Below are 26,320 nucleotides of genomic sequence, written 5' to 3'. Positions count from 1 at the left end.
CATGTTCCTGTTCTGTTTCTGGCGGGGAATCGACTTAGCCGCAAAGAACGATGTGCGAAGTTTGCCCTCGTTCGCCAAGCTTCCTAGGGTCGGCTCCGAAAATCTCGGAGTTCGCCATGTCCCGCCGCGCCGCCCTTCTGCTGACCGCCGCCTTGGCGCTACCCGCCCTGGCCCATGCGCAGGACAGCGGTCCGATCGACCCGGCCAGGCTGTCGGAGATCACCCGCGTGCTGGCGAGCGACGAGTTCCTCGGCCGCGCCCCGGGCGGTCCGGCCGAGCAGAAGACCACCGACTACATCGCCGGGCAGTTCAAGGCCCTGGGCCTGGAGCCGGCCGGTGACGCCGGGTCCTACACCCAGAAGGTGCCGCTGGTGCACACCCGCATCGACGGCCCGGTGGTCATGAGCTTTTCCACCGCCGCCGGCCCGGTGACCCTGGCCCAGGGCGAGCAGGCCCAGGTCATGACCCTGCTGCCGGTCGACAAGGTGGCGATCAAGGACGCTGCGCTGGTCTTCGTCGGCTATGGCGTCAGCGCCCCCGAGCGCGGCTGGGACGACTTCAAGGGCGTCGACCTGAAGGGCAAGGTCGCCGTCTTCCTGATCAGCGATCCCGACCTGGAGGCCGAGGCCGGCGAGCCCGCCTACGGCAAGTTCGGCGGCAAGGCGGCCACCTACTACGCCCGCTGGACCTACAAGTACGAGGAAGCCGTGCGGCGCGGGGCGGTCGGCGCCCTGATCGTGCATGAGACCCTCGGCGCGGGCTATGGCTGGAGCACGGTGAAGGCCTCGAACGGCGAGGGCTATGACATCCAGCGCGCGGACCCGGCCAAGGAGAAGCTGCAACTGCAAGGCTGGATCCAGCGCGACGTGGCCGTCGATCTCTTCAAACGCTCGGGCCTGGACTTCGAGGCGCTGAAGAAATCGGCCCGCGATCCTGGCTTCAAGCCCGTCGCGCTGAAGGGCGCGGCGTTCTCGGCCGCCTACAAGGTGGCCCACGAGCCGATGGTCAGCCACAACGTCGTCGCCAGGCTGCCGGGGGCGACCCACGCCGACGAGAGCATCATGTACGCCGCCCACTGGGACGCCTACGGCGTGGGCGCGCCGGACGCGCAGGGCAAGACGATCCGTCCGGGCGCGGCCGACGACGCCATCGGCGTGGCGGGCGTGATCGAGGTGGCCCGCGCCTTCAAGCAGGGCCCGGCGCCGCAACGCTCGATCGTCTTCGCCGCGTGGACGGGCGAGGAGCGCGGCCTCTTGGGCTCGGAATACTACGCCGTGAAGGCCGGCGACGCGGCGCTCGGCAAGATGGCCGCCAACTACACCCTCGACGTCCTCCAGACCGCGGGTCCGGCCAAGGACATCGTGCTGGTCGGCGCCGGCCAGAACGAGCTGGAACAGGGCCTGGCCAAGGCCGCGGCCGCGCAAGGGCGCACGGTGACGCCGGACGCCAAGCCGGAACGGGCGCTGTTCTATCGCGCCGATCACTTCTCGCTGGCCAAGCGCGGCGTGCCGGTGCTGCTGGTCATGGGCCTGGGCGGCGGGGCCGACTTGCTGAACGGCGGCCGCGCGGCCGGCGACGCGTGGGTCGCCGACTACACCGCCCGCTGCTACCACCAGCCCTGCGACGCCTGGAGCGCCGACTGGGACCTGCGCGGCGCGGCCCAGGACGTGGCCCTGGTCTACGAGGCCGGCAAGGCGATCGCTAACTCGCGCGTCTGGCCCGACTGGAACGCCGGCTCGGAGTTCAAGCCGGTACGGGCGGAAAGTGCTGGTCAGCGGAAGTAAGGCTGTCCAAACTCCGAAAAATCCCCGCTTTCGAAGGCGGGGACCCAGGTGTTTTATCGTCGAGCGCCGTGCGTTGCAGAAAAGCCTGGGTCCCCGCTTTCGCGGGGATTGTGCGGATGAAGGGTCTGGATTTTACGGGGGAGGGGGCCGGCGCGCCGAGTTCCCCGTTCGTTTCCCCGCGCCAAAGTGTTAATCCACGCTCGTGAGCGCGCTTCCTCCGAATCTTGACCTTGCCCCGGCCCTGGTGGTGCTGCCCGGCCCTCGCGCCGGCCTGGCCGACGGCTCGGGCGAGGGGCGGGTGATCCGGCCGCCGGACGCGCGCGACCTGTTCGAGCACGGCCCCGTGCTGGTGGCCCACGCGGCGATGACCGCCAAGCGCCTGAACCTGCATGCGCCGCTGCGTTATCCCGGCATCTTCGACGTGCTGGAGCTCTACGCCTTTACCCGGCCGGCGACCTTCTGCGCGCCGTCGTCGGTGGGCCTGGCCATGGCTTTGGGCCTGCCGGAACCGCGAGGTCCCGCCGCCCAGGCCCAGACCCTGCGCGAGGCCGCCGATTTCCTGCTGCGCGAACTGGCCCTGACGCCGCGTCCGTCGCGAGAGGAGGCCCTGGCCGTGGCCGAGACCCTGGCCCGGGCCGGCTGGTCATGGGGACCGGCGGTGGTCGGCGCCCTGCGCTCGGTTCCGGTCGGCAACCAGTTCAGAAGCTCCGGCCTCGACGTCTGGAGCCGCCTCGTCGAGTGGGAGGACCAGGCGCCGGTCGGTGAGCCGCTGTCTCGTCCCATAGAGCCCGAAGCCGCCTCCGAGCGCCTGAAGTCGCTGCTGGCCCGCGCCGGCCTCGACGAGGTGCGCGAGGCCCAGGACACCTACGCCCGCGAGGCTTCGTTCGCCTTCCAGCCGAGGGAGCGCGAAGGCGAGCCGCGCATGATGCTGGCCGAGGCCGGCACCGGCGTCGGCAAGACCCTGGGCTATCTGGCGCCCGCCAGCGTCTGGGCCGAGGCCAACGGGCCGTCGGTGTGGATCAGCACCTACACGCGGGCTTTGCAGCGCCAGATCGAGCGTGAGAGCGCCGCCATCTATCCCGACCCGCAGCTGCGCGCCCGCAAGGCGGTGGTGCGCAAGGGGCGTGAGAACTACCTGTGCCTGCTGAATTTGCAGGAGCAGGTCAACAGCGCCCAGCTGGGCAATGGCGACCTGGTGGGCCTGGCGCTCGCCGCGCGCTGGGCGCGGGTCAGCCGCGACGGCGACATGACCGGCGGCGACTATCCGGCCTGGCTGCCGACCCTGTTCGCCGTGCAGCCCTCGGCCCAGGCCAGCGCCGCCAACCTGGTCGACCGCCGGGGCGAGTGCATCCACGCCGGCTGCCAGCACTATCGGGTCTGCTTCATCGAGAAGGCCGTGCGGGCCTCCAAGCGCGCCGACCTCGTCATCGCCAACCACGCCCTGGTCATGACCCAGGCGGCCTTCGACGGCGCGCGTACGGCGCGCGGCCTGAAGGGCGACAACGAGACCACGGCGGTCAAGCGGGTGGTGTTCGACGAGGGCCACCACCTGTTCGACGCCGCCGACAGCGCCTTCTCGGCAGCCCTCTCGGGCGCCGAGGCCGCCGAGCTGCGCCGCTGGATCCGCGGTCCCGAAGGGCGCGGGCGGCGGGGCAGGGGGCTGGAGGCCCGGCTGCTCGATATCCTGGGCGACAAGGAAAGCGCCCGCCAGGCGCTGAGCGCGGTGATCCAGGCCGCCACGGCGCTGCCGGGCGAAGGCTGGTCGGGGCGGATCGCGCCGCCGGACGGCCAGGTCAACCCGATCGGGCCGATCGAGAACTATCTCGTGGCCGTCATCGAGCAGCTTCGCGCGCGGTCCAGCGAACGTGGCGGGGCCGAGCAGGGCCTGCAATGCGCCGCCCGTCCGGCCGTCGACCTGGTGCGCGAGCGGGCCGGCGAGGCCGCCCGGGCCCTGGCCGGCGTCGAGGCTCCGCTTCTGGCCCTGGCCCGCCAGCTGGAGGACGTGCTCGACGAGGACGCCGAGCACCTGGGTCCGTCCGAACGGGCCCGGATCGAGGGCGCGCTGCGGGGGCTGGACCGCCGGGCGCGCATGACCCTGCCGGCCTGGCGTTCCATCCTGAAGGCCATCGACGAGGACGCCGAGGACGATCCCGACTTCGTCGACTGGTTCGAGGCCACCTTCCTCTACGGCCGCGTCGTGGACGCCGCCTGCCGCCGCCACTGGGTGGACCCGACCGAGCCGTTGCGCGCGGCAGTGCTGAGCCCCGCCCACGGCGTGCTGGTGACCAGCGCCACGCTGGTCGATCCGGCGCTGGAGGATCCCTTCGCCCTGGCCGAGATGCGCACGGGCGCGGCCCGCCTGCCGCAGCCGCCGAAGGTGCTGCGTCTGGTCTCGCCCTTCGACTACGAGAAGAACGCCCGCGCCTTCGTCGTCACCGACGTCAACAAGGAGGACGCGCGCCAGGTCTCGGCGGCCATGCGCGAGCTGTTCCTGGCCGCCAACGGCGGGGCGCTGGGCCTGTTCACCGCCATCCGCCGGCTGAAGGCCGTGCACGAGCGCATCGCCGCCCCTCTGGCCGACAAGGGCCTGCCGCTCTACGCGCAGCACGTGGATCCGCTGGAGGCCGGCGCCCTGGTCGACATCTTCCGGGCCGAGGAGGACGCCTGCCTCCTGGGCACCGACGCCATCCGCGACGGGGTGGACGTGCCGGGACGGTCCCTGCGCCTGCTGGTCTTCGACCGCGTGCCCTGGCCGCGTCCGGACATCCTGCACAAGGCCCGGCGGACCAAGTTCGGCGGCAAGGGCTATGACGACTCGATCGCCCGCGCCCGCATCAGCCAGGCCTTCGGCCGCCTGATCCGCCGGGCGGAGGATCGCGGCGTCTTCGTGATGCTCGACGCGGCCGCCCCCACGAGGCTCTTTTCAAGTCTGCCGGAAGGGGTGACCATCGAGCGACTCACGCTCGTGGAAGTCATTGAAGCGACGGCCGCATTTCTGTCCGAAGCGCGCGATTAAACGAGCCGTGAGCATCCTCCGTGGGGGGAGGATTCCAGGAGGAAGACTTGGCGTTTCGTTTGGGGGCGACGGCCCTGCTGCTTGCCGGCCTGATGGCCGGCTCCGCGTCCGCGCAGGAGTTCGTGCGCGGCGACTGCCTCAATGTGGTCCAACCCACGCGCGGCCTGCGTTTCGAGAACGACGATCATGCGCGCTGGTACAAGCGGTTCTGGACCGGCAACTGCCAGGACCTGAACCTGTGCTTCCCCGGCTCGCCCAACTGGAACGACATCGTCAGCAAGCTGCTGGTCAAGGGCGGCCCGGCCGAGAAGCCGGCCCTGCTGCCCAAGGCCTGCCGCCTGGGCCAGCTGATCGGCATGGAATGGGCGCGTGATCGCCGCATCAAGCGGATCAGCACCCAGGACCTCAAGCGCTTCTCCAACATTCTCGACGACGCCGGCGACCCGCTGAAGGGCGTCGAGGCGGTCGAGGTCAAGGCGCGCGCCCTGCTGGCCAAGCCCCAGGGCTGACCTCTCGGTCAAGCCGCCCCCGAACCGTCGTATTGGCGACGTGGGGCCGTCGAATTTGTGCAATCGAACGCGTATAGAGGAGCGGTCGGGGAGAAGAGCAGCGAAGGGAGAGATCCTATGGCCGCAGCGCGCCTGACCACGACCGATATCGCCATCGACGAGCGCGCCGCGCCCAGCGAGGTCCGCTCGTCCCGCGCGCTGGTGCAGGCGGTGCGCTGGCGCAGCGGCCTGTCGCAGGCCGAGTTCTCGCGGGCCTTCGCCATTCCCCTGCCGGTGCTGAGCGAGCTCGAGCACGGCGAGGCCCGGCCAGACGCGGCCATGCTGGCCTATCTGCGGGTCATCGACCACGCGCCCGACGTGGTGCGCGAGGCCCTGACGCGCGCTGGGCTCTAGGCTGCCGCGCGCGGATGGCCCAGAAGGAGGCTAGGTTCCTCCGTCAGCGGATTCCGCCATGTCCGATCCCGAAGACTACAGCCGCGGTTTCGGCGCCGAGGCGCTCGCGGCTCGCCTGCGGCGTGTCTCCGAGCGGATCGACCGTGACGGCTCGCGGGTCTATGCGGCCCGCGGCGTCAAGTTCGAGCAGCGCTGGTATGGCGTCCTGCGCCAGTTGGTCGAGCGCGGTGCTCCGATGGCTGTGGGCGAGATCGCCGCCATCCTTCGCATCACCCATGTCTCGGTCAGCGAGGCCAGCCGGTCGATGGAGAAGGCCGGCCTGATCGCCTCGCAGACATCGACCGAGGACGCGCGCCGCCGCCTGATCGCGCTGACCGACCAAGGGCGCGAAATGGTCGCCAGGCTCTCACCGCTCTGGGAGGCCTTCAACACCGCCGCGCGGGAGCTGGACGCCGAGGTCGGCGACCTTGTCCGCCGGCTCGACCAACTGGACGACGCCCTGGACCGCCGGTCGATGTTCGATCGGATCATGGATGGAATTTCATTGGACGACCCTGGGTATGGGAAGGATATGTAGGCACCTACATATTTCTTTCGGAGGGGACCATGAGCACCACGCGACGCATCTTCCTGGGCGCGGCCGCCGCCTCGCTGGCCGCCAGCGCGACCGCTTCGGCCGCGACGGGACAGGCCGCCAGCGTCGTGATCAACGGCAATCTGGTCCTGCCCATGGATACTGAGAAGCCCCTGGACCAGGAGGCCCGCGACCTCGTCAAGGCCTCGGGCCTGACGGCGGCCAAGCTGACGATCGGCGGCTCGGGCGGCGAGACGCGCGCCCAGACCGCCGCCTCCATCGCCGACATCGACAAGGCCGTGGCGCTCAATCCCGACCTCTATCTCAAGGTCGCGTCCGTCGCCGACTTCGCCCGCGCCAGGGCGAGCGGGCGCCTGGGGATCATCTATTCGTTCGAAGCCGCCGAGATGCTGGAGGGCGACCTTGCCGCCATCGACCAGTTCCGCGCCGCCGGCGTGCTGGTCATGGGGCTGAGCTACAACCGGACGACGCCGTTCGCGTCGGGCACGATGTCGTCGCCGCCCACCGGCTTGACGGACCTGGGGCGACGCGCGGTGGAGCGCATGAACGCGAAAGGGGTGACGATCGACGTCAGCCATAGCGACGAGCCGTCCAGCCTGGGCGCCATCGCCGCTTCCAGCAAGCCCGTGCTCATCACCCACGCCGGGTGCGCGGCCGTCCACGCCCATCCGCGCAACAAGTCCGACCGGCTGATGAAGGCCCTGGCCGAGCGCGGCGGGGTGATGGGGATCTACGAGCTGAGCTATCTGACGACCGCGCCGGCCCAGCCGTCGCTGGACGTCTATTTCGCCCATCTGGCCCACGCCCTGAAGGTCTGCGGCGAGGACCATGTCGGCATTGGCAGCGACGCCCTGCTGTGGCCGTTCGACACCTCGCCCGAAAGCATGGCCGAGTGGAACAAGAGCCTGGAAGAGCGCAAGGCCGCTGGCGTGGCCGCGCCCGGCGAGGGGCCGCCCCCGTTCGTGACCGGGCTGAACCGAGCCGATCGCTGCGCCGTCATCGCCGACGAACTGCGGCGGCGGGGCTATTCGGGACGGGTGGTCGACAAGGTGCTGGGCGGCAACTTCCAGCGGGTCTTCGCCGAGACCTGGACCGGACTCTAGAGCGGGAGCGCGCTAGATGGTGAAACCGCTTACACTTTCGCCTAACGCGCTCTTCTAGCCCTTCTTGCGCTTCTGCGAGAACAGCCAGGCCCGCCAGGCGTCGTCGTGCATCATGTCGGGCGGCACCACGTGGGCCATGCCCGAATAGGAGACGAAGCGCACGTCGCCGCCGGCGTCGGCCAGGGCGCCGGCCCAGGCAAGGTCCGGCGCGTAGGGGTTCTCGCGGTCCTTGTCGCCATGGACGATCATCACCGGCGTCGGGGCGACCTTGACCGCCAGGGCGCGCTCGGGCGGCACGCCCGAGAAGGCCGCTACGGCGGCGAACTTGCCCGGCTCCAGGGCCGCGGCGTTCATCGCCGCCGAGCCGCCCATCGAGAAGCCGACCAGATAGATGCGGTCGGTGTCGATCGGCAGGCGGGCCGACAGGTCGTCGATCAGGGCCAGGATCGCCGGCAGGCTGGTCCCGGGGCGCGAGGCCAGCAGCCGGTCGGCGCCCTTGGCGTAGTTGGCGGTGCGGACCGGGGCCTGGGGCGCCAGCACGAAGGCCGGGAAGGCCTTGGCCGTGCCGGGGCGGGCCCAGCTGCGCACGAACGGACCCATCTGGGCCTTGTTGTCGTGGCCCACCGCGCCGGAGCCGTGCAGCATCACGACCAGCGGCAGCTTCTCCTTGGTCACTGGCGACAGCAGCCGATAGGGCAGGCGCACGCCATTAGGCGCGGTGAAGCTGGCTGCGGCGAAGGCCTCGACCGGCGGCAGGTCGGACGGCGTCGGCGTCAGGGGCGTGGTGGCGTAGCTGCGCGTCTCGACCGCCAGCCTGGGCGCAGGCGCGGCCGCGCGATCCGGCGCGGGTCCGCGCGCGGGCGTCGTGGCGCAGGCGCCCAGCAAAAGGCAGGCGAGCAACGTAAGCGGCTTTTGCATGGCGTTTGCATAACCTGCTTCGCGCCGCTTGTCTGGAGGCGGAGCAACCCCGGCCATGACCTGGGGGTTTATCTCCCGACGCCCCCTGCGGGCGAAGCACGGGAGAAACCGGTCATGATCGGTCACAGGCATCATCAGGAAGACGGCCGTCACTTCACGCACGGCACCTCGTCGACGACCGCCGACTGCGCGTCCGAGGGCAAGCTGCGCCCCGAGGACCGCCATATCGAGGCCCCCCACGCCAAGCTGGCGGACAGGCCCCTGGCTCAGAACGAAAAGCACGACCAGCTGGCCGAGAAGGTCGAGTGCTCGGAAAGCCGCCAGGAAGCCCTGCTGGACGAGGGCCTGGAGGAAAGCTTCCCGGGCAGCGACCCGGTCAGCGTCAAGCGGATCACCTGACGGGAATCAGGCCTCGCGCGGGAAGCGCGCGGCGGCGCGGGAGGCGAAGCTGCCGTGGGCGGTTTCGCTCTCGGTCGGGCCGGCGGCCGGCATGACCACGCTGCTCTTGCGGCGACGGCGGCGCTGGCGCTGGGCCGAAATGTCCGAAAAACGCATGGCGCCGCGCTCGCGGGCGTCGCGGCGGACCGCCTCGATGTGGCTGGCCAGGTAGACGACAGCGATGCCCGCGACGTCCGCCGCGAAGTCGGTGAAGCTGGCGCTGCGATGGGCGAACAGTTGGGCGATCTCGGCGCTGGCTCCCAGCAGGATCGCGGCGATCGCCAGGTCGTTGCGGCGCATCTTGGGGAAGGCCAGGAAGGCCATGGCGGTCAGGCCGCCGAACGCCAGGGCGTGCGCGGCCTTGTCGCTGAGCCCGAAGGCTTCCTCCAGGCCCTGGAACGGGCCGAGCATCAGGGTTACGGCGCTGGCCGCTCCGACGAACAGCACGGCCTTGGCGGCGATAACGACATGGTTGGGCGTCAGCATGGGCTCGGCTCGCGGTGGAGCCTTGAGTCCTAAGGCCGCATGCCTCGCAAACCGTGAAGGAACACGGTCAACGGAAGATGACTATTTCTTCGGATTGACCGGCCGGGTCCTGGCCTTGTCGGCGGCGTCCTTGGCGATCTTCCAGGCGTGGTAGGCCTCCAGATACGGTTGCCGGCGCAGGGTCTTCGAGGCGGGGTCGACGATCACCGGAACCGCGTCGCCGACGCGCACCCGGCCCGTCCCGTCGGCCATCGGCAGGGTTACCAGCTTGCCGCCGACCTTGACCTCGACCGGCATCGGGAAGCGCCCGGCCGGCGTCTTCCAGGCCAGCACCAGGTCCTCGCCCTCGCGGGTCTCGATCAGCTCGGGCAGGGCGGCGTGGCGCAGATAAGCGTCGAAGAACCAGCGGTAGTCGGCGCCGGTCGCCTCGTTCACGGCCTTGATGAAGTCGTCGGTCACCGCGTAGCGCGGGGCGAAGTTGCCGGGTTTGGGATCGGGGCGGCCATAGACCAGCACCCGGGTGGCGGTGAAGAACGCCTCGTCGCCGATCAGGCCGCGCAACGTGTGCAGCATGTTGGCGCCCTTGTAGTAGATGTCGGTCCCCGGCCCGACCTTGGCGTCGTAGACGGCTTCCTCCTCCATCGGCTTGCCCGAGACGATGGGGAACTTGTTGAAGCTCTTCACCCGCATCCCGTTCAGGCGGACCATGTATTCCATGTCGCCGTGCAGCCACTGCGAATAGAGCGGCTGCATGTAGGTGCCGAAGGCCTCGTGCAGCCACATGTCGTCCCAGTCGACATTGGTCATCTGGTTGCCGAACCACTCGTGGGCCAGTTCGTGCTCGAGCAGCCAGTCGAAGCCGTAGATCTCCTTGGCGTAGCCGGCGCCGTAGGCGTTCAGCGTCTGGTGCTCCATGCCCAGGTGCGGGGTCTCGACCGCGCCCATCTTCTCGGACCGGAACGGGTAGGGCCCGATCATGCCTTCGTAGAAGTCGAGCATCGGCGTGAACTGGGCCAGCAGGTCGCGGCCCTTGGCCTCGTTGCCCTCCAGGGCCCAGAACTCGATGGGGAAGCTGTCGCCGAACCGGCTGCGGTAGAGCGCCGTCAGGTGGACGTAAGGCCCGATATTGAGCGCCACGGCGTAGGTGTTGGGCGTCTTCATCCGCCAGTGGAAGGTGCGCCGGCCGCCGCCGGCCTCGGTGACGTCGATCAGGATCCCGCCCGACGGCGCCGACAGGCCGGCAGGAACGGTGACATGCAGGTCGACGAGGTCGGGCTCGCCGGTCGGATGGTCGATGCACGGCCAGAAGAGGTCGCAGCCCTCACCCTGGACGGCGGTGGCGATCCAGGGGCGGCCGTCGGGGGCCTTGGTCCAGACGAAGCCGCCGTCCCACGGCGCGTTGTTGGCCTCCACCGGCGCGCCGGCGTAGCGGATGCGCACCGCGGTGGTGTGGCCGGCCGGGATCGGGGCCGGCGGGGTGATCGAGAGGCGGCCGTCCGGATTGCGCCAGGCCGTGGATGGCAGCTCGCGACCGTCCAGCGACACCGCCGACACCGGCAGTGCGCGGTCGAGGTCGAGCACGATCACCGGCAGCTCGCGGTCGGCGCGCAGGGCCAGCACGGCCTCGCCGGAGATCGACTTGCGCTCGGGGAAGACCTCGATCGACAGGTCGACGTGCTCGATATGCACGCCGGCCTGGTCGGGCTTCAGCGCCCCGCCGGTGGCCAGGGTCTGGGCGGTGGGGGCGGCGCGCGCGGGCTTGGGCGGCTTGGCCGGCGCGGCGGCGATCAGCAGCGGCAGGGCGGCGGCGAGGGCCAGGGCCCGGGCGGACGATGACGGCACGGCGATTCCCCGCGATGGACGGAACTCATCGGTAGGGGAGGCGGGCGACCTCGCCAAGCCGTCGTTCCCATACTTCCCGTCATTCCCGCCACAAGGCGGGAATGACGGGCAGATAGGCCGAACGCTCCGGGAGAGAGGGGCTATCCCTAGAGCTTCTCGCTGATCTTGATGGCCACCTTGCAGCCGGTCTGGATGACGGCGCTGAGCAGGGGGTAGGCCGTGGCCTCGTGGGCGCCTTCCTCGACGGCGAGGTCGCGGTGCATCAGCTCGTCGTCGCGGAACTTGGAGAGCTCGGCGGCCAGGGCCGGGTCGCGGTCCTTCAGCTCGTCGATCTGGCCGGCGTAGTGCTTCTCGATCACCGACTCGACGGCCTCGGTGCAGGCGTGGGCGGCCTTGTCGCCGATCAGGGCGGTGCCGGCGCCCAGGGTGAAGGCCGCCAGCCGCCACAGGGGCGACATCAGGGTCGGGCGCACCTTACGCTCGGACAGCAGTTCGTCGAAGCGCGACAGGTGGACCTGTTCGTGGCCCTCCATCTCCTTCAGCTGCTCGGCGATGCGCTCGCGGCCGCGGGCGTGCTTCATCACCGCCTGCTGGCCGCGATAGATGTGCACGGCGGCCAGTTCGCCGGCCTGGTCGACGCGCAGGATCTCGGCCAGGCGAGCGGCCTGGGCGCCGCGACCGGGACGGGGCGGAACGGCTTTCTGCTGGGCGGCGCTCATCTTCAGGCCTCCTTCGAACGCAGGGCGGCGAAGGCCGAGACGACGGCCAGGCCCAGCGAGACCAGGGCGTTCCAGCCGGCCATCGACAGGCCCAGGAACACCCAGGCGGCCTTATCGCACATCGGCGGGGCGATCTTGGCGCCCTTCAGCATGGCCACCAGGTCGTCGGAGGTCGCCAGACCACCGCCGGTGCAGGTGCTGGGGCCGGGCCACCACTTCCATTCGACGCCGGCGTGGAAGGCCGCCAGGCCCGCGCCGTAGAGGAAGATCGCGCCCAGCAGCCACAGGGCCGGGGCGCGCAGGCGCGTCCAGAGGGGCGTGCGCTGCAGGATCGTGGCGATCAGGCCGACGGTTCCGGCGACCCAGTAGACCTCCCGCTGCTTCAGGCACAGGTGGCAGGGCGCCAGACCCCCGAAGCTCTCGAACGCATGGGCCGCGCCCAGCATGATCGCGCTGGCGGCGAAGGCCAGGACCGGCCAGTGCCGGGCGACCCACGCCAGGGGCGGACGCTTGGGGACGAGGGGACCGGTGGTCACGGCCGGGGTGTCGGTGGTCATACGGCGCACGCGCCTCCGCTGCTTCCTCCCAGGAAATGGCTCGCGGCGAGGCCGATGACAAGGAGCAGGATCAAACCGCCGGCCACCAGCGCCAGCCGGCGCTCGATCACCGGCAGCAGGGCGGGGCCGAATTTCTTGACCACGAAGGCGACGAGGAAGAAGCGCGCGCCGCGGGTGACGACCGAGGCGAAGATGAACATCGGGAAGCTGAAGGCCGCCAGGCCCGAGGCGATGGTCACCAGCTTGTAGGGGATGGGGGTCAGGCCCTTGGCCAGGATCACCCAGACCCCGTACTTGTCGTACCAGCACTTGAATTCGGCGAGGCCGCCGGCGTGGCCGGTGGCGGCCATCATCCACTGGCCGACCGGCGTCAGGAAATAGCCGATGGCGTAGCCGAGGATCCCACCCAGCACCGAGGCCAGGGTGCAGATGGCGGCGTAGCGCCAGGCCCGGTCGGGACGGGCCAGCACCATCGGGGCCAGCATCACGTCGGGCGGGACGGGGAAGAACGAGCTCTCGGCGAAGGAGACGGCGAACAGGCTCTTGGGAGCGTGACGCGAGGCGGCCAGGCCCATGACCCAGTCGTAGAGGCGGCGCAGCATGCGAACTCCCGTTTGCGGATGCGCCGTTGCTAGCAGGGGGCGGCGCGCTTGTCCCGGGCGATGCGACGACGATTTCCGGTTCTTTTTGCGACGCCGCGAAGGCGGGCGCTGAACGGGGCTCCAGGCAGTAAAACGCCCCGTCCTCCAGGCGCCGGGCCGACATGGCGCGGAGGAGGACGGGGCCACGCGGTCGCCGCAACATTACGACCGCGTGTCTCGGTAAGGACCTTGCGGGTCCTAGAACTTGACCGCCAGCGAGACGCTGTAGTTGCGGCCCGGGGCGGTGTAGCCGTCGACGATCACCGCCGGCACGGTGGCCGAGGCGGCGGCCGACTGGCCGCGCACGTCAGACCACCACCAGTACTTCTCGTCCGTCAGGTTGAAGACGCCGCCGCGCAGGGTGACCGCGTCGGTGACGTTCCAGTAGGCGGTGACGTCGGCCGTGGTGAAGGCCGGCGGGGCGAAGCAGCCGCCCGTGCAGGTGACGCCCAGGCTGTCGAAGGACTTCTTCTGCACGTGCATGACGCTGAACTGGCCGCCGAAGCGACCAGCCGGATCGCGGTACGACAGGCCGGCCGTGAACTTGGCCGGATCGACCGACTGCAGCGGGGTGCTGACGCCCGCCGTGTTGGTCGAGAAACCGCGAGCGTACGAAGCCGCGCCGATCAGGCGCCAGTTGTCGGCGATGATGACCTCGCCGCGGGCCTCGGCGCCGCTGATCTCGGCCTCGGCCAGGTTGACGAACTGGAACACGGCCGGGTCGGTCGGGCGGAACGAGCCGCTGACCTGCACCTGCTCGATGAAGTCGTCGTACTTGCCCGTGAAGCCGGTGACGCTGATGTTCCAGGTCGGCTGGCGCAGGCGGAAGCCCAGCTCGAAGGTCTGGCTGGTCTCGGGCTTCAGGTCCGGATTTGCGATCGCGGTGTAGAAGCTGGTCGGGTTCGAGAAGCCGTTGTTGACCTGCGAGGGCGCCGGGGCCTTGAAGCCGGTGGCGGCGTTGGCGAACACGCTGATCAGGTCGGTGGCTTGCCACACGGCCGACAGCTTCGGCGAGAAGCGCGAGTCGCTCTGGCCGACTGCGGTGTTGGCGGTGAACAGCGGGTCGTTCTTCGGATCCAGCTTGTAGTAGTCGTAGCGCAGGGCCGGATAGAAGGTGACCGGACCGACCGAGAACTCGTCCTGCACGTAGCCGCCGAACAGGGTGTAGTCGGTGGTCGGGAAGGCGCGGTTGGGGAAGGTCTCGCCGGCCGGCGGCACGGTGCCGTCGCGCAGGCCCTGCTGGCGGGTAAGCGAGGCGTCGGCGCCCCAGACGATGCTGTGGTCCACGCCGCCGAAGCTGGCCTTGCTGGTCAGTTCGACCGCGCCGCCGAACACTTCGTTGTCGAACTTGGCGTCGCGGGTGCGGTCGGCGGCGGTGTAGCGGTCCTCGGCCGAGAACTGCCGGGTGGTGCTGTCCTGGTAGTAGAGGGTGGTGCGGGCGCTCTGGATCAGGCCCTGGCCGCCGGTGAAGGCGTGGGCCAGGCTGACGCGGTCGCGGCGCATCTTGTCGAAGGCGGTCAGGCCGACGACGGCCGTCGAGGCCGGGGTGGCGTTCGGGGCGACATAGGTGATCGCCGACAGCACGTTCCAGTCGATGTCGCGATCCAGGTGGTCGACGGTCAGCGAGAACTTGTTGCGGTCGTCGAGGTTGAACACCAGCTTGCCGAGCACGGCGTTGGAGCTGTTGTCCTCGGGATTGGCGACCGTGCGGCGCACGTCGCGCAGGGCGGCCGTGCCTTGGGTCTCGGTTTCGTGGCCGTCGCGGCGGGTATAGGCCAGAAGGCCTTCCCAGCGGCCGCTGGCGCCTGCGACCAGGGCGCTTTCGCTCCAGCTTTCGTCGGCCGAGCTGTAGCCGACGCGGCCGCGGGCGGCGATCGACTTGCCCTGCAGGACGTCGGACGGATCCTTGGTGAAGAAGCTGACCGAGCCGGCCAGGCCGTCGCTGCCATAGAGGGCCGAGGCCGGGCCGCGCACGATCTCGACCGACTTCAGCACGTCGACGTCGACATAGTCGCCGCGGCCGGCGGCCTGGGCGCCGAAGGCGTAGCCGTCGGGCACGCGCACGCCATCGACCATGATCAGGACGCGGTTGCCCTCCAGGCCGCGAATGGCGAAGCCGGCGTTGCCGTCACGGCCCGTCGAGGCGCCGGCGGCGGTGAAGCGGGACGGGGCGCTGCGCACCGAGACGCCCGGCTCGAAGCGCACCAGATCCTTCACGTCGTTGACCAGGGCGTCCTCGATCTCCTGGCTCGTCGTCACGGTGACGGTGGCGGGGGCGTCGAGCACCGACTTCTCGCTGCGCGTGGCGGTGACCGTGACCTTGTCGACTTCGGCCACGTCGGCCGAGGGCGCGTCGGCCGCGAAGGCCGCCGTGGCGGAGAGCAGGGCGCCGGCCGAGACGGCGGCGAGATAGGCGAGTCTGTTGCGCGACAAAGTTCGAGATCCCCAGTTTTCGGCCTCAGATGCGAATTGTTCGCATTCGTTGGATGGGGAGCTACGACCGTCTGGCGGCTTGGTCAAGTTATTTGCAATTGATTCTTAGATTCATCCGCAATAGGAGCCTCTTCAACGCACCGATCGTCCTGGAAGGGGGATTCCGATGAAGACCATGCTCGCTTCGGCGGCGCTGCTGGCGGGCCTTGGCCTGTCCGGCCTGGCGCACGCCCACTCGCCCTACATGCTGCCCAGCACCTTCGACGTCTCCGACCGCAAGGTCGTGACCGTCCAGGGCTCGTTCACCGAAAGCTTCTTCACGCCGGAAGTGGTGATGAAGTCCGACACCTATGCGGTGGTCGGTCCGGACGGCGTGCGTAAGGCCCTGACCCCGACCTACCTGCGCGAACTGGCCCTGGTCGAGGCCCCGGTCGAGACGGCCGGCACCTACCGCATCACCACCGGCCAGCGCGCCGGCCGCGTCGGCAAGGCCACGCTGGTCAACGGCGAGTGGGAGTTCCTCGAGCCGGGCAAGGCCCCGGCCGGCGCCGAGGTGGTGGACATGCAGAGCATCACCACCGCCGACGTCTACGTGACCCGCGGCGCGCCCAGCACGGCCGCCCTGGCCCCGGTCGGCAAGGGTCTGGAGTTCCAGGCCATCACCCACCCCAGCGACATCACCACCGGCCAGCCGGCCAAGTTCGTGGTGCTGTACGACGGCAAGCCCGTGGCCGGCCAGGAGGTCACCCTGACCGCCGGCGGCGACCGCTACGCCGACGTCAAGGCCGCCCCGGTCACCGTCAAGAGCGACGCCCAGGGCCGCTTCGAGCTGAAGCCCGAGCGTTCGGGCGTCTACCAGGTCCAGGCCCGCTACCGCGTCGCCCCGGCCGCCGCCGGCCAGCCCGGCCAGAGCCACACCTACTCCCTGACCTTCGAATCCCTGCGCTGAGAGCCGACATGATCCGCAACACCCTGATCCTGGCCGCCGTCCTGGCCGCCGTCTCCGCCCCGGCCCTGGCCGCCTCGCACGCCCGCGACACCTTCATCAAGGAGCAGGACGTCAACGGCGACGGGATCGTCACCAAGGAAGAGTTCGTCATCACCCGCGACCAGCTGTTCAAGGCCATCGACGCCGACAAGAACGGCGTGCTGTCCAAGGAAGAGTACGTCGGCGAGTTCAAGGTCCGCCTCGAGAAGCGCCTGGCCGCCTCGACCGAGGCCGCCGAGAAGAAGGAAGAAGAGCGCGTGCGCCAGATGCGCCAGGCCGACGTGCGCTTCGGCGTCCTCGACAGCGACAAGAGCGGGGGCATCACCCCGGCCGAGTTCGCCTATTCGGGCTGGCGGATGTTCGTGACCCACGACACCAACAAGGACGGCGTGGTTTCGGCCGCCGACCCGGTGGCCGCGGACACGAACTAGATCCGCCAAACCTCCCCCTTGGGGGGGCGCGCCCTCGGCTTCTTGATCCCCTTCTGGAGCCGAGGGCGCTTGCCCGTCGCCTAGTCTGTCGGTGCGTATACGCGCACCCAGTCCACCAGCAGGCTTTCGGGCAAGGCCGCGTCGTCTACGCCGCGCCGGCCCGTCGTCTCCGCCCACCGCCCGCCGACCGCCAGGTTGAGGATCAGGTGGAAGCGCTCGTCGAAGGGCCGCCCGCCCACCCGGGTGAAATAGGGCTTTCCGTCCAGCAGCCAGGTCAGCTGGCTGGGCGTCCATTCCAGCGCGAACACGTGGAAGGCCGTCAGGTCGCCCAGCGCCGTGTCTGCCGAGTCGCTGCGGTTGGCTTGCAGCGTCGGGCCGTGATGCACCGCGCCCCGCACCCGGTCGCGGCAGGACCGGCAGCGGACCCCCAGGTTCACGGCCTCGGCGATGTCGATCTCGCCCGACAGCGGGTAGGGGCCGTAGTTGTCGTGCTCGGGCAGCATCCAGATCGCCGGCCACAGCCCCTGGCCCAGCGGCAGCTTGGCGCGCACCTCGATGCGGCCGTAGCGGAACGAGGCCAGGCCCTTGGTGCTGACGCCGCCGGAAGCATAGTCGCGGCTCACCCGCGGTCCGCCGTCGCGACGGGCCGGGCCCGATGCGTGCTCCTTGCGGGCGTTCAGCCGCAGCACCCCGCCAGAGACGGTGACATTGGCCGGCGCGTAGCACTGGCGCTCGTCGTTGCCGCCGCCCCAGCAGTCGGTCGCCGCCGTCCACCTGGCCGGGTCCAGGCGATCGCCGTCGAACTCGTCCGACCATATCAGTCGCGGCGCCGCCATGGCCGGGCAGGCGAGGGCGGCCAGCAGCAGAGCCAGGCGCAGGCGCCTCACGGGATCGCCGTGGTCGAGCGGCCGCCGGCCGGCAGGCCCAGGGTCACGCGCCCCTTGGCGGCCTTGGGCAGCACGATCTCGACGTTCGAAACGCCCTTCGGCGCATTGGCGGTCAGGATCCAGCCAGAGCCGTTCGGCGCGACGTCGATGTCGAGGGCGTCGCGCGCCGCCCACCAGTCGCCGAAGGCTCGGGTCGAGCCCATCCAGGCCCGGCCCTTCCAGCGATCGGCCAGGGCTTCCTCGAACTTCAGCTTGTCGCCGACCGTGTTGGGATGGATCAGCACCGTGACCACGCCCCCGTCCCGGGCCACGCGCGTCACCAGGGCGTCGGCCGCGTCGAGCCGCTGCAGCAGGGGCGGGGCCTCCTCGTCCTCGACGGCGACGGGGAACTCGAACACCGGCTGCAAGGCGCCGTCGGCCCGTCCATCTGTCAGCTGGAAGGGCAGGTGGGTCAGCACCGTGTTGGCGGTGATCGACGAGGAGTAACGATAGCCGCTGGCCTGCAGGGCCTGGGGCAGGGTGAACGGATAGGCCAGCCGTCCGGGGCGGAACGAGACGACGTCAGCGCCCGCCAGCCGGTCGAGCAGGAACTTCGAGACCCTGAGCTCGCCCAGGATGGTGGCGTCGCGCACCTTGGTGTCGGTCTCGACGAAGGGGCGGTAGCGGGGATAGCGCTCGCGGCCGCTGCCCAGGTCCATCCGCTCGAACTCGCGCGAGTGGGCGACGGTGTGGCTGCCTACCTCCTGGCCGCGCGCCAGCAGGCCCTTCACGTCGGCCACGGCGGCGTCGTCGAAGAACACCTTGTCGTTGTAGTCCTTCATGTACTTGGTCTGGACGAAGAAGGTCCCGCGGATGTCCCGGGCCTTCAGGGCGTCGGCATAGGCCAGGGCGTTGCGAACCGACGGGCCGTAGTCGACGTCGTGGGTGAACAGGATCGACACCTGCCTGCCGGCCGGGACGGTCGAGACCAGCCAGGGCATCGGCTCGCCGGCCAGGTAGAGGTCGCGCACCCAGCGGAACAGGCTGTCCAGCGATGGCTCGTAACCGTTGACGTAGCGCCGGGCCAGGGTTTCGGCCCGGCCGTTCATGGCGCGCTGGGCCAGCGAGCCGAGGTCGACGCCCAACACGCAGGCCTGGCCGCCCACCCGCCGGCAGGCGGCGGCGACCGAGCCGTCGTCGAAGCGGGCGGCGACCTCCGCCGTTCCGGGCGCGTAGCCGACGCTGGCGACCTTGGCCTCGCCGGTGGACGAGACGACGATCTCGTCGCGCTCGGGCTCGCCGGTGGTCTTCGTCCAGCGCATGCGCAGGCGGGAGGAGGCTTCGGTTCCCCCGCCGACGCCGAACAGTTCGCCAAGCCCGCCGCCGGCCAGGTTGAAGGCCAGCACCGTGCCGCCGCCGCGCACATGCTGGGCCAGGGCCCGCAACTGTTCGGCGCTCAGCACCCGGCCCGAAACGATCGGATAGACCAGCACCACCTTGTGGGTCAGGGCCTTGGCGGGGTCCTGCGTCACCGTGATCGGCACGCCGTGGGCGCGAAAGCCGCGCACCAGGCCCAGCCATCCCGACTGCGGGTCGGTGACCAGGATCGCCAGGCGATGCGGGCCGCCCTTGTCGAACTGCGCGATGCGGGTGCGGGGCGGCTCGACGATCTTGGAAGCCTTGGCCGGGCCGCGCACGCCGGGGAAGACGTGCATCACCGACGGATCGGGCCGCTCGCGCCACAACCACCAGCCGCCGCCCAGCAGCACGGCGAAGACGAGCAGAAGCAGCGGCAGGCGACGGCGGATCATGAGGCCTCCAGTCAAGCGCCGGACATCCAAACCCGAAAACGCCCGATGCGCGAGCCCGTGATTTCGTGATCCGCACGGTTGCGGGCGCGCCGCGAAGCTTTCCCTTCGGCGCGGGGGCTTCTATATGCGGACGCCTCCTGTTTCTCGTTCGCCCCCGGAAAGACGCCCGTTCCATGGCCCGCATCCTGATCACCTCGGCCCTGCCGTACATCAACGGCATCAAGCACCTGGGCAATCTCGCGGGCTCGATGCTGCCGGCCGACGTCTATGCGCGCTTCCAGCGGGCGCGGGGCCACGACACCCTCTACATCTGCGCCACCGACGAGCACGGCACCCCGGCCGAGCTGGCCGCGGCCGCCGCCGGCCAGGACGTCGCCACCTACTGTGAAGAGCAGCACGTGCTGCAGCACGACGTGGGCCGCGCGTTTGGCCTCTCGTGGGACCATTTCGGCCGCTCGTCCTCGCCGCAGAACCATCGCCTGACCCAGCACTTCGCCGAGGTGCTGGAAGCGCAGGGCCTGATCGAGGAGCGGGTCGACCAGATGGTCTACTCGATCGACGACCGCCGCTTCCTGCCCGACCGCTATATCGAGGGCACCTGCCCGCATTGCGGCTTCGAGAAGGCCCGCGGCGACCAGTGCGACAACTGCGGCAACCTGCTGGATCCGACCGACCTGAAGGACCCGTACTCGGTGATCTCGGGCTCGCGGAACCTCGAGGTGCGCGACACCAAGCACCTCTACCTGCTCCAGACCAAGATGGCCGACCGTATCCGCGCCTGGGTCGACAGCCATCCCGACTGGCCGACCCTGGCCAAGTCGATCGCCTACAAGCACCTGGACGAGGGCCTGATCGACCGCGGCATCACCCGCGACCTGGCCTGGGGCGTGCCGGTGACCAAGGACGGCCTGCCGCGCCCGGGCATGGAGGAGAAGGTCTTCTACGTCTGGTTCGACGCCCCGATCGAATACATCGCCGCCACCCAGGAATGGGCCGAGGCCGCGCCGGATCGTGACTGGCGCTCGTGGTGGCGCACCGACGCCGGCGCCGACGACGTCCGCTACGTCCAGTTCATGGGCAAGGACAACGTGGCGTTCCACACCGTCAGCTTCCCGGCCACCATCCTCGGTTCGGAAGAGCCGTGGAAGAGCGTCGACATGCTGAAAGCCTTCAACTGGCTGAACTGGTACGGCGGCAAGTTCTCGACCAGCAGCAAGCGCGGCGTGTTCATGGACGCGGCGCTCGACATCCTGCCGCCGGACCTGTGGCGCTGGTACCTGACCTCGAACTCGCCGGAAGGCAGCGACACGGCCTTCACCTGGGAGCAGTTCGCCAGCGCCGTGAACCGCGACCTGGCCGACGTGCTGGGCAACTTCGTCAACCGCATCCTGAAGTTTACCGAGAGCAAGTTCGACGGCGTCGTGCCGGAGGGCGGCGAGATCGGTCCGCTGGAGGAGAAGCTCTACGCCGACGTCGCCGAGCGCCTGGCTGACCTCGCCGAGCAGATGGACGCCATCGAGATCCGCAAGAGCGCCCAGGCGCTGCGGGCGCTGTGGGTGGTCGGCAACGAGTACCTGCAGGAAGCCGCCCCCTGGACGGCGATCAAGACCGACCGCGACCGCGCCGCCGTGATCGTGCGCACGGCCCTGAACCTGGCGGCGCTCTACGCCCGCATCTCGGCTCCGTTCATCCCGTTCGCCGCCGAGAAGATCGGCGAGGCCTTCGGCCAGGCCTGGCCGCCCGCGTGGCCGACCGCCGACGTCGCCGCCGAACTGTCGACCGTGCCGGCCGGCCAGGCCGTGCGCGCGCCGGAGGTGCTGTTCAAGAAGATCGACGACGACATGATCGCCGAATGGGCCGCGCGGTTCGGCGGGGCGGAGTAAAAGATCCTCCCCCTGAAGGGGGAGGCGGCCTGAAGGACCGGAGGGGGAAGTCCCTGCGGAAACTGGTGAAGTCGTAGGCGTGGGAGGTTACATCCCCCTCCGTCGGCTTCGCCGACACTTCCCCCTCCAGGGGGAGGATCTGAAACCGCTTCCCCTTCACCGCACACCGCTCTACGAGCGGGCCATGCCGCTCGTCGCCCGTCTCAGCCTGTTCTACGTGGCCATCTACCTGGTCATCGGGGTGAGCCTGCCGTACGTGGCCACCTTCCTGCGGGCGAGGGGGCTTTCCGGCGCCGAGATCGGCGCCGTGCTGGCCGCGCCGCTGCTGCTGAAGCCCTTCACCGGCGCGGCGCTGGCCGTGTGGGCCGACGGCTTCAGGCTGCGCCGCTCGCCGATGATCCTGCTGGCGATCGCCGCCGCCTGCGCCTACCTCGCCATGCTGGTCGCGCCGGGCTTCTGGGGCCTTTTGGTCTGCTGGCTGCTGGGCGCGACCCTGTTCTCGACCATCTCGCCGCTGATCGACGTCGTCACCCTGCGCCGCGCGCGGACGGAGGGCTTCAACTACGGCCTGCCGCGCGGCTCCGGCTCCAGCGCCTTCATCGCCGCCAACCTGGCCATGGGCCTGGTGCTGACCTGGATGGGGGCAGAGGTCATCGTCGTCTGGATCACCGTGGCGGCGCTGCTGACGGCCTTCGCCGCCTTCGCCCTGGTGCCGGCCGAGCGGGTCCACGACGAGGGCGAGGCCCCCGCCAAGCGGGATCGCTGGAAGGGCCTGGGCAGCCTGCTGACCGATCGGGTGTTCGTGCTGGCGGTGGTCACCGCCGGCCTGATCCAGGGGGCGCACGGCTTCTACTACAGCTTCTCGACCATCCTCTGGCGCAGGCAGGAGATCCCCGAGCCGATGATCGGCGTCCTGTGGGGCGTCGGCGTGGCCGCCGAGGTGGGGTTCATGTGGTTCCTGGAGCCCTGGCGACGCCGCGTCGGCCCCGGCCGGCTGCTGGCCATGGGCGCGGGCGCGGCGGTGATCCGCTGGACCGCCTACGCCTTCGCCCCGCCGCTATGGGCGCTGTTTCCGCTGCAGATGCTGCACGCCTTCACCTTCGCCGCCAGCTTCCTGGCCTCGCTGCAGTTGATCGAGCGCCTGACGCCGCCCAAGAGCGCCTCGGCCGCCCAAGCGCTCAACTCGGCGGTGTCGCAGGGCTTCACCCTGGGCCTGGCGACGCTGGCCTCCGGTCCGCTGTTCGACGCCCTGGGCGTGAAGGGCTACTGGGCGATGGCGGCGCTGGGCGCGGCGGGACTGGTCGGCGCGCTGGTGTTGGGGCGGAGTGCGCGGGTGAAGGCGGGGGCGTAGGTTCAGCCCTACAACTCCCGTCATTCCCGCCCTTGTGGCGGGAACCCCTGGTTCCGTTCGCACGTGAAGCGCTAGCGGACTGCTTGGCAGTCCGCCCCGACTGCCCTTGCGGCTGCCAGAGAGGCTCCCGCCACAAGGGCGGGAATGACGGGAAGAAGGGGAGGGGCGAACCCTCCCGCTCTAGATCTCGTACGAGATTTCTTCGCCTTCCAGCCAGGCCACGATCTGCTCGGCGGCGGCCACCGGGTCGACCTTGGTGGTGTCGATGACCAGTTCGGCCGCCTCGGGCGCCTCGTAGGGGCTGTCAATGCCGGTGAAGTTCTTCAGCTGGCCCGAGCGCGCCTTCTTGTAGAGACCCTTGACGTCGCGGCTCTCGGCCACGGCCAGGGGGGTGTCGACGAACACCTCGACGAACTCGCCCTCGGCCAGGATCTCGCGCGCCAGCTGGCGCTCGGCCCGGAACGGCGAGATGAAGGCGGTCAGCACGATCAGGCCGGCGTCGACCATCAGCTTGGCCACCTCGGCCACGCGGCGGATGTTCTCGACGCGGTCCTCCTCGGTGAAGCCGAGGTCCTTGTTGAGCCCGTGGCGGACGTTGTCGCCGTCCAGCAGGTAGGTGTGTCGGCCCAGCGCGTGCAGGCGCTTTTCCACCAGGTTGGCGATGGTCGACTTGCCCGCGCCCGACAGGCCGGTCAGCCACACGACGCGGCCGCGCTGGCTCTTCAGGGCCGCTCGCGAGGCCTTGGAGACGTCGGTGTGCTGCCAGTGGATGTTGTCGGCCCGGCGCAGGGCGAAGTTCAGCAGGCCCGCGCCGACGGTTCGGTTGCTGATCCGGTCGATCAGGATGAAGCCGCCCAGGTCGCGATTGTCGGCATAGGCCTCGAACGGAATGGCCTGGTCGAGCGAGATGTTGACGTGGGCGATCTCGTTGAGCTCCAGCCGCTTGGCGGCGGTGTGCTCCAGCGTGTTGACGTTCACCCGGTGCTTGATCTCGGTGACGCTGGCGCCCACGAGGCGCGCGCCGATCTTCAGCAGATAGGAGCGACCCGGCGGGAGGGGCTCGTCGTCCATCCAGACGAGCGTCGCCTCGAACTGGCCGGCGACGGCCGAGGGCGAGTCAGCGGCGACCAGAACGTCGCCACGGCTGACGTCGACTTCATCGGCCAGGGTGATGGTCACCGACTGGCCGGCCACGGCCTGGTCCAGGTCGCCCGGCAGGGTGACGATGCGCGACACCCGGCTTTCGCGGCCCGACGGCAGCACCTTGACCCGGTCGCCCGGCCTCACCACGCCCGAGGCCAGCTGGCCCGAGAAGCCGCGGAAGTCGAGATTGGGGCGGTTGACCCACTGCACCGGCATGCGGAACGGCTGGGCCTGCAGGCTGTCCTCGACCTCGACGCTCTCCAGCCAGTCCATCAGGATCGGGCCGTCGAACCACGCGGTGTGCTCGCTGCGCACGGCGATGTTGTCGCCGCCCAGGCCCGAGATCGGGATCGGGGTGAAGACGGAAAGGCCGATCTTCTCGGCGAAGGCGCGGTAGTCGGCGACGATGGCGTCGAAGGTCGCCCGGTCCCAGCCGACCAGGTCCATCTTGTTGACCGCCAGCACCACGTTGCGGATGCCGAGCAGGGACACGAGGTAGGAGTGGCGACGGGTCTGGGTCAGCACGCCCTTGCGCGCGTCGATCAGGATCACGGCCGCGTCGGCGGTCGAGGCCCCGGTGACCATGTTGCGCGTATATTGCTCGTGGCCGGGGGTGTCGGCGACGATGAACTTGCGCTTGTCGGTCGAGAAGAACCGGTAGGCGACGTCGATGGTGATGCCCTGCTCGCGCTCGGCGGCCAGGCCGTCGACCAGCAAAGCAAAGTCGATCGCCCCGCCTTGCGTGCCCACACGCTTGGAGTCGGCCTCGAGGGCGGCCATCTGGTCCTCGAAGATCATCTTGCTGTCGTAGAGCAGCCGGCCGATCAGGGTGGACTTGCCGTCGTCGACGCTGCCGCAGGTGATGAAGCGCAGCAGCGACTTGTTCTGGTGGGCCTCGAGATAGGCCTCGATGTCTTCGGCGATGAGGGCGGACTGGTGAGCCATCAGAAGTAGCCCTCCTGCTTCTTCTTCTCCATCGAGGCGGACTGGTCGTGGTCGATGACCCGCCCCTGGCGCTCGCTGGTGGTGGTCAGGAGCATCTCCTGGATGATCTCGGGCAGGGTCGAGGCGGTGCTCTCGACGGCGCCGGTCAGCGGGTAGCAGCCCAGGGTGCGGAAGCGCACGCTCCTGATCTGCGGCTCCTCGCCCTCGCGCAGGCGGAAGCGCTCGTCGTCGACCATGATCAGCGCCCCGTCGCGCTCGACCACCGGCCGCGGGGCCGAGAAGTAGAGCGGCACGATCGGGATGTTCTCCAGGTGGATGTATTGCCAGACGTCCAGCTCGGTCCAGTTGGAGATCGGGAAGACGCGCAGGGATTCGCCCGGGTGCTTGCGGGTGTTGTAGAGCTTCCACAGCTCGGGGCGCTGGTTCTTGGGATCCCAGCGCTGCTCGGCCGAGCGGAAGCTGAACACGCGCTCCTTGGCGCGGCTCTTTTCCTCGTCGCGGCGGGCGCCGCCGAAGGCCGCGTCGAAGCCGTACTTGGCCAGGGCCTGCTTGAGGCCTTCGGTCTTCCAGAGATCGGTGTGCAGGGCGCTGCCGTGGTCGAACGGGTTGATGCCGCGCGCCTCGGCCTCGGGGTTCTTGTGGACGAGCAGGTCGAAACCCAGCTGCTCGGCGATCTTGTCGCGCAGCTCGTACATCGCCTTGAACTTCCAGGTCGTATCGACGTGCAGCAGCGGGAAGGGCGGCTTGGACGGATAGAACGCCTTGGCGGCCAGGTGCAGCATCACCGCGCTGTCCTTGCCGATCGAATACAGCATGACCGGGTTTTCGCACTCGGCCGCGACCTCGCGCATGATGTGGATGCTCTCGGCTTCCAGGCGCTGCAGGTGGGTGAGGCGAGCGGGGGTGATCAGCGGCATCGGCGGCTCGGAAGCGACGGCGGGCGCCTGGGGTGCAAGCTGGGTAAGGGCCAAGACGGTCGTCCGCAAACAGAAAGACTTCGCCCGCGCCGAGCGGCGAGAGGGAAGCACCGGGGGAGCCTGCGACCTAGGTCTCCGGGGGCCTGGGAGCAAGGCGCAGAAATCTAGGGTCGCTGTCAGCTTGTGTGGGCGCCGTTGCGTCAACATGACCAAAAGTTCATTCGAGCATGGCCATGGATTGCGGCATAACGGCGCTATCGGATCGACGGGTAAGCCGATGTCATTCTTGTCAGAACTCCTCGCGGCGATCGTGCTGTGGCTCTCGGCCACGGCCCTGTGCCAGTTCGGCGTGGTGATCGAGGAAAAGATCATCAAGCCGAAGGTCGAGCGCACCGTCGCGCGGTCGCCGCGCGAGGCCGCGCGCCTCGAAACCGCGCCCAAGATCATCTGCCCCGAGCAGGCTGCGCGCCTCGCCCGCGCCTGATCCGTCCGCCCCGGGATCGTCGGGGCGACACCTCCCAGAATCGCGCAACACTCGGTCCGCTTTGGGG

At 69.8% G+C, this 26,320-nt stretch carries 23 protein-coding genes; 12 read left to right on the top strand and 11 right to left on the bottom strand.

Annotated features, from left to right (window positions below; genetic code table 11):
- Positions 1–116: 116 nt before the first annotated feature.
- From V6S85_RS20435 to V6S85_RS20410, 6 genes are all read left to right on the top strand, one after another.
- On the top strand, positions 117–1,784 hold the full coding sequence (locus V6S85_RS20435; protein ID WP_334350067.1) for a M20/M25/M40 family metallo-hydrolase: 1,668 nt from the start codon (positions 117–119) through the stop codon (positions 1,782–1,784).
- Between the two features lie 202 nt (positions 1,785–1,986).
- Positions 1,987–4,800, top strand: a complete 2,814-nt coding sequence (locus tag V6S85_RS20430; protein ID WP_116568437.1) for an ATP-dependent DNA helicase — start codon at positions 1,987–1,989, stop codon at positions 4,798–4,800.
- A gap of 47 nt (positions 4,801–4,847) precedes the next feature.
- On the top strand, positions 4,848–5,309 hold the full coding sequence (locus V6S85_RS20425; protein ID WP_243410575.1) for a hypothetical protein: 462 nt from the start codon (positions 4,848–4,850) through the stop codon (positions 5,307–5,309).
- Between the two features lie 117 nt (positions 5,310–5,426).
- Positions 5,427–5,702: a helix-turn-helix domain-containing protein gene (locus tag V6S85_RS20420; protein WP_334350066.1), complete on the top strand. Its 276-nt coding sequence runs from the start codon at positions 5,427–5,429 to the stop codon at positions 5,700–5,702.
- 58 nt (positions 5,703–5,760) lie between these two features.
- Entirely contained in the window at positions 5,761–6,279 is a 519-nt protein-coding gene (locus tag V6S85_RS20415) for a MarR family winged helix-turn-helix transcriptional regulator (RefSeq protein ID WP_116568439.1), read from the top strand.
- A gap of 29 nt (positions 6,280–6,308) precedes the next feature.
- Positions 6,309–7,400: a dipeptidase gene (locus V6S85_RS20410; RefSeq protein ID WP_334350065.1), complete on the top strand. Its 1,092-nt coding sequence runs from the start codon at positions 6,309–6,311 to the stop codon at positions 7,398–7,400.
- Between the two features lie 54 nt (positions 7,401–7,454).
- Here the strand turns inward: V6S85_RS20410 and V6S85_RS20405 are convergent, their stop codons facing one another.
- Positions 7,455–8,318 carry an alpha/beta fold hydrolase gene (locus tag V6S85_RS20405; RefSeq protein ID WP_334350064.1) on the bottom strand — a complete coding sequence of 288 codons (864 nt, stop codon included), beginning with the start codon at positions 8,316–8,318 and terminating at the stop codon, positions 7,455–7,457.
- Positions 8,319–8,432: 114 nt separating this feature from the next.
- Here V6S85_RS20405 and V6S85_RS20400 point away from each other — a divergent pair, with 114 nt between their 5' ends.
- A complete protein-coding gene (locus tag V6S85_RS20400; RefSeq protein ID WP_334350063.1) occupies positions 8,433–8,717 on the top strand; it encodes a hypothetical protein in 285 nt (94 codons plus the stop codon).
- Positions 8,718–8,723: 6 nt separating this feature from the next.
- Here V6S85_RS20400 and V6S85_RS20395 read toward each other — a convergent pair whose 3' ends face one another.
- The 6 genes from V6S85_RS20395 to V6S85_RS20370 all read right to left on the bottom strand — a co-directional run bounded on the left by V6S85_RS20395 (position 8,724) and on the right by V6S85_RS20370 (position 15,434).
- Entirely contained in the window at positions 8,724–9,242 is a 519-nt protein-coding gene (locus V6S85_RS20395; protein ID WP_116568447.1) for a VanZ family protein, read from the bottom strand.
- 81 nt (positions 9,243–9,323) lie between these two features.
- On the bottom strand, positions 9,324–11,084 hold the full coding sequence (locus V6S85_RS20390; protein WP_334350062.1) for a M1 family metallopeptidase: 1,761 nt from the start codon (positions 11,082–11,084) through the stop codon (positions 9,324–9,326).
- 146 nt (positions 11,085–11,230) lie between these two features.
- The gene (locus V6S85_RS20385; protein WP_116568449.1) at positions 11,231–11,803 is read right to left on the bottom strand and encodes a demethoxyubiquinone hydroxylase family protein; all 573 of its coding nucleotides are present in this window, start codon (positions 11,801–11,803) and stop codon (positions 11,231–11,233) included.
- Between the two features lie 2 nt (positions 11,804–11,805).
- Positions 11,806–12,360: a disulfide bond formation protein B gene (locus V6S85_RS20380; RefSeq protein ID WP_334350061.1), complete on the bottom strand. Its 555-nt coding sequence runs from the start codon at positions 12,358–12,360 to the stop codon at positions 11,806–11,808.
- Positions 12,357–12,962, bottom strand: coding sequence for a YqaA family protein (locus tag V6S85_RS20375; protein WP_116568453.1), 606 nt, complete (start codon positions 12,960–12,962; stop codon positions 12,357–12,359). Before V6S85_RS20375 ends, V6S85_RS20380 begins: the two co-directional genes overlap by 4 nt.
- Before the next feature lie 237 nt (positions 12,963–13,199).
- Positions 13,200–15,434 carry a TonB-dependent hemoglobin/transferrin/lactoferrin family receptor gene (locus V6S85_RS20370; RefSeq protein ID WP_116568455.1) on the bottom strand — a complete coding sequence of 745 codons (2,235 nt, stop codon included), beginning with the start codon at positions 15,432–15,434 and terminating at the stop codon, positions 13,200–13,202.
- Positions 15,435–15,600: 166 nt separating this feature from the next.
- On the opposite strand from V6S85_RS20370, the gene V6S85_RS20365 reads away from it, so the two are divergent.
- On the top strand, positions 15,601–16,383 hold the full coding sequence (locus V6S85_RS20365; RefSeq protein WP_116568457.1) for a DUF4198 domain-containing protein: 783 nt from the start codon (positions 15,601–15,603) through the stop codon (positions 16,381–16,383).
- 8 nt (positions 16,384–16,391) lie between these two features.
- Complete coding sequence (locus V6S85_RS20360; RefSeq protein WP_334350060.1) at positions 16,392–16,853, top strand: EF-hand domain-containing protein; 462 nt, start codon at positions 16,392–16,394, stop codon at positions 16,851–16,853.
- Between the two features lie 80 nt (positions 16,854–16,933).
- On the opposite strand, the gene V6S85_RS20355 is transcribed toward V6S85_RS20360, so the two are convergent.
- Together V6S85_RS20355 and V6S85_RS20350 are read right to left on the bottom strand one after the other, a co-directional pair.
- Complete coding sequence (locus tag V6S85_RS20355) at positions 16,934–17,740, bottom strand: glycoside hydrolase family 16 protein (protein WP_334350059.1); 807 nt, start codon at positions 17,738–17,740, stop codon at positions 16,934–16,936.
- On the bottom strand, positions 17,737–19,530 hold the full coding sequence (locus V6S85_RS20350) for a polysaccharide deacetylase family protein (protein WP_334350058.1): 1,794 nt from the start codon (positions 19,528–19,530) through the stop codon (positions 17,737–17,739). The genes V6S85_RS20355 and V6S85_RS20350 overlap by 4 nt, the downstream gene beginning before the upstream one ends.
- Before the next feature lie 173 nt (positions 19,531–19,703).
- Here V6S85_RS20350 and metG point away from each other — a divergent pair, with 173 nt between their 5' ends.
- Positions 19,704–21,413 carry a methionine--tRNA ligase gene (gene metG / locus V6S85_RS20345; protein WP_116568463.1) on the top strand — a complete coding sequence of 570 codons (1,710 nt, stop codon included), beginning with the start codon at positions 19,704–19,706 and terminating at the stop codon, positions 21,411–21,413.
- A gap of 184 nt (positions 21,414–21,597) precedes the next feature.
- Positions 21,598–22,764, top strand: a complete 1,167-nt coding sequence (locus V6S85_RS20340; RefSeq protein ID WP_116568465.1) for an MFS transporter — start codon at positions 21,598–21,600, stop codon at positions 22,762–22,764.
- Between the two features lie 180 nt (positions 22,765–22,944).
- On the opposite strand, the gene cysN is transcribed toward V6S85_RS20340, so the two are convergent.
- Complete coding sequence (cysN, locus tag V6S85_RS20335; RefSeq protein WP_334350057.1) at positions 22,945–24,852, bottom strand: sulfate adenylyltransferase subunit CysN; 1,908 nt, start codon at positions 24,850–24,852, stop codon at positions 22,945–22,947.
- Positions 24,852–25,823, bottom strand: a complete 972-nt coding sequence (gene cysD / locus V6S85_RS20330) for a sulfate adenylyltransferase subunit CysD (protein WP_431830644.1) — start codon at positions 25,821–25,823, stop codon at positions 24,852–24,854. The genes cysN and cysD overlap by 1 nt, the downstream gene beginning before the upstream one ends.
- Positions 25,824–26,055: 232 nt before the next feature.
- Here cysD and V6S85_RS20325 point away from each other — a divergent pair, with 232 nt between their 5' ends.
- On the top strand, positions 26,056–26,253 hold the full coding sequence (locus tag V6S85_RS20325; protein WP_133244772.1) for a hypothetical protein: 198 nt from the start codon (positions 26,056–26,058) through the stop codon (positions 26,251–26,253).
- The last annotated feature ends 67 nt before the right edge of the window (positions 26,254–26,320 follow it).

The organism is Caulobacter sp. CCNWLW153, assembly GCF_036889365.1.
In the GTDB taxonomy this organism is placed as follows: domain Bacteria; phylum Pseudomonadota; class Alphaproteobacteria; order Caulobacterales; family Caulobacteraceae; genus Caulobacter; species Caulobacter radicis.
Note: the sequence above shows the minus strand (reverse complement) of the source record. Positions and strands in the feature narration are given on the sequence as shown.

Coding starts and splice junctions, on each gene's coding strand:
- V6S85_RS20435 (WP_334350067.1), top strand. CDS start 117: ATGTCCCGCCGCGCCGCCCTTCTGCTGACCGCCGCCTTGGCGCTACCC.
- V6S85_RS20420 (WP_334350066.1), top strand. CDS start 5,427: ATGGCCGCAGCGCGCCTGACCACGACCGATATCGCCATCGACGAGCGC.
- V6S85_RS20415 (WP_116568439.1), top strand. CDS start 5,761: ATGTCCGATCCCGAAGACTACAGCCGCGGTTTCGGCGCCGAGGCGCTC.
- V6S85_RS20410 (WP_334350065.1), top strand. CDS start 6,309: ATGAGCACCACGCGACGCATCTTCCTGGGCGCGGCCGCCGCCTCGCTG.
- V6S85_RS20405 (WP_334350064.1), bottom strand. CDS start 8,318: ATGCAAAAGCCGCTTACGTTGCTCGCCTGCCTTTTGCTGGGCGCCTGC.
- V6S85_RS20400 (WP_334350063.1), top strand. CDS start 8,433: ATGATCGGTCACAGGCATCATCAGGAAGACGGCCGTCACTTCACGCAC.
- V6S85_RS20395 (WP_116568447.1), bottom strand. CDS start 9,242: ATGCTGACGCCCAACCATGTCGTTATCGCCGCCAAGGCCGTGCTGTTC.
- V6S85_RS20385 (WP_116568449.1), bottom strand. CDS start 11,803: ATGAGCGCCGCCCAGCAGAAAGCCGTTCCGCCCCGTCCCGGTCGCGGC.
- V6S85_RS20380 (WP_334350061.1), bottom strand. CDS start 12,360: ATGACCACCGACACCCCGGCCGTGACCACCGGTCCCCTCGTCCCCAAG.
- V6S85_RS20375 (WP_116568453.1), bottom strand. CDS start 12,962: ATGCTGCGCCGCCTCTACGACTGGGTCATGGGCCTGGCCGCCTCGCGT.
- V6S85_RS20365 (WP_116568457.1), top strand. CDS start 15,601: ATGAAGACCATGCTCGCTTCGGCGGCGCTGCTGGCGGGCCTTGGCCTG.
- V6S85_RS20360 (WP_334350060.1), top strand. CDS start 16,392: ATGATCCGCAACACCCTGATCCTGGCCGCCGTCCTGGCCGCCGTCTCC.
- V6S85_RS20350 (WP_334350058.1), bottom strand. CDS start 19,530: ATGATCCGCCGTCGCCTGCCGCTGCTTCTGCTCGTCTTCGCCGTGCTG.
- metG (WP_116568463.1), top strand. CDS start 19,704: ATGGCCCGCATCCTGATCACCTCGGCCCTGCCGTACATCAACGGCATC.
- V6S85_RS20340 (WP_116568465.1), top strand. CDS start 21,598: ATGCCGCTCGTCGCCCGTCTCAGCCTGTTCTACGTGGCCATCTACCTG.
- cysN (WP_334350057.1), bottom strand. CDS start 24,852: ATGGCTCACCAGTCCGCCCTCATCGCCGAAGACATCGAGGCCTATCTC.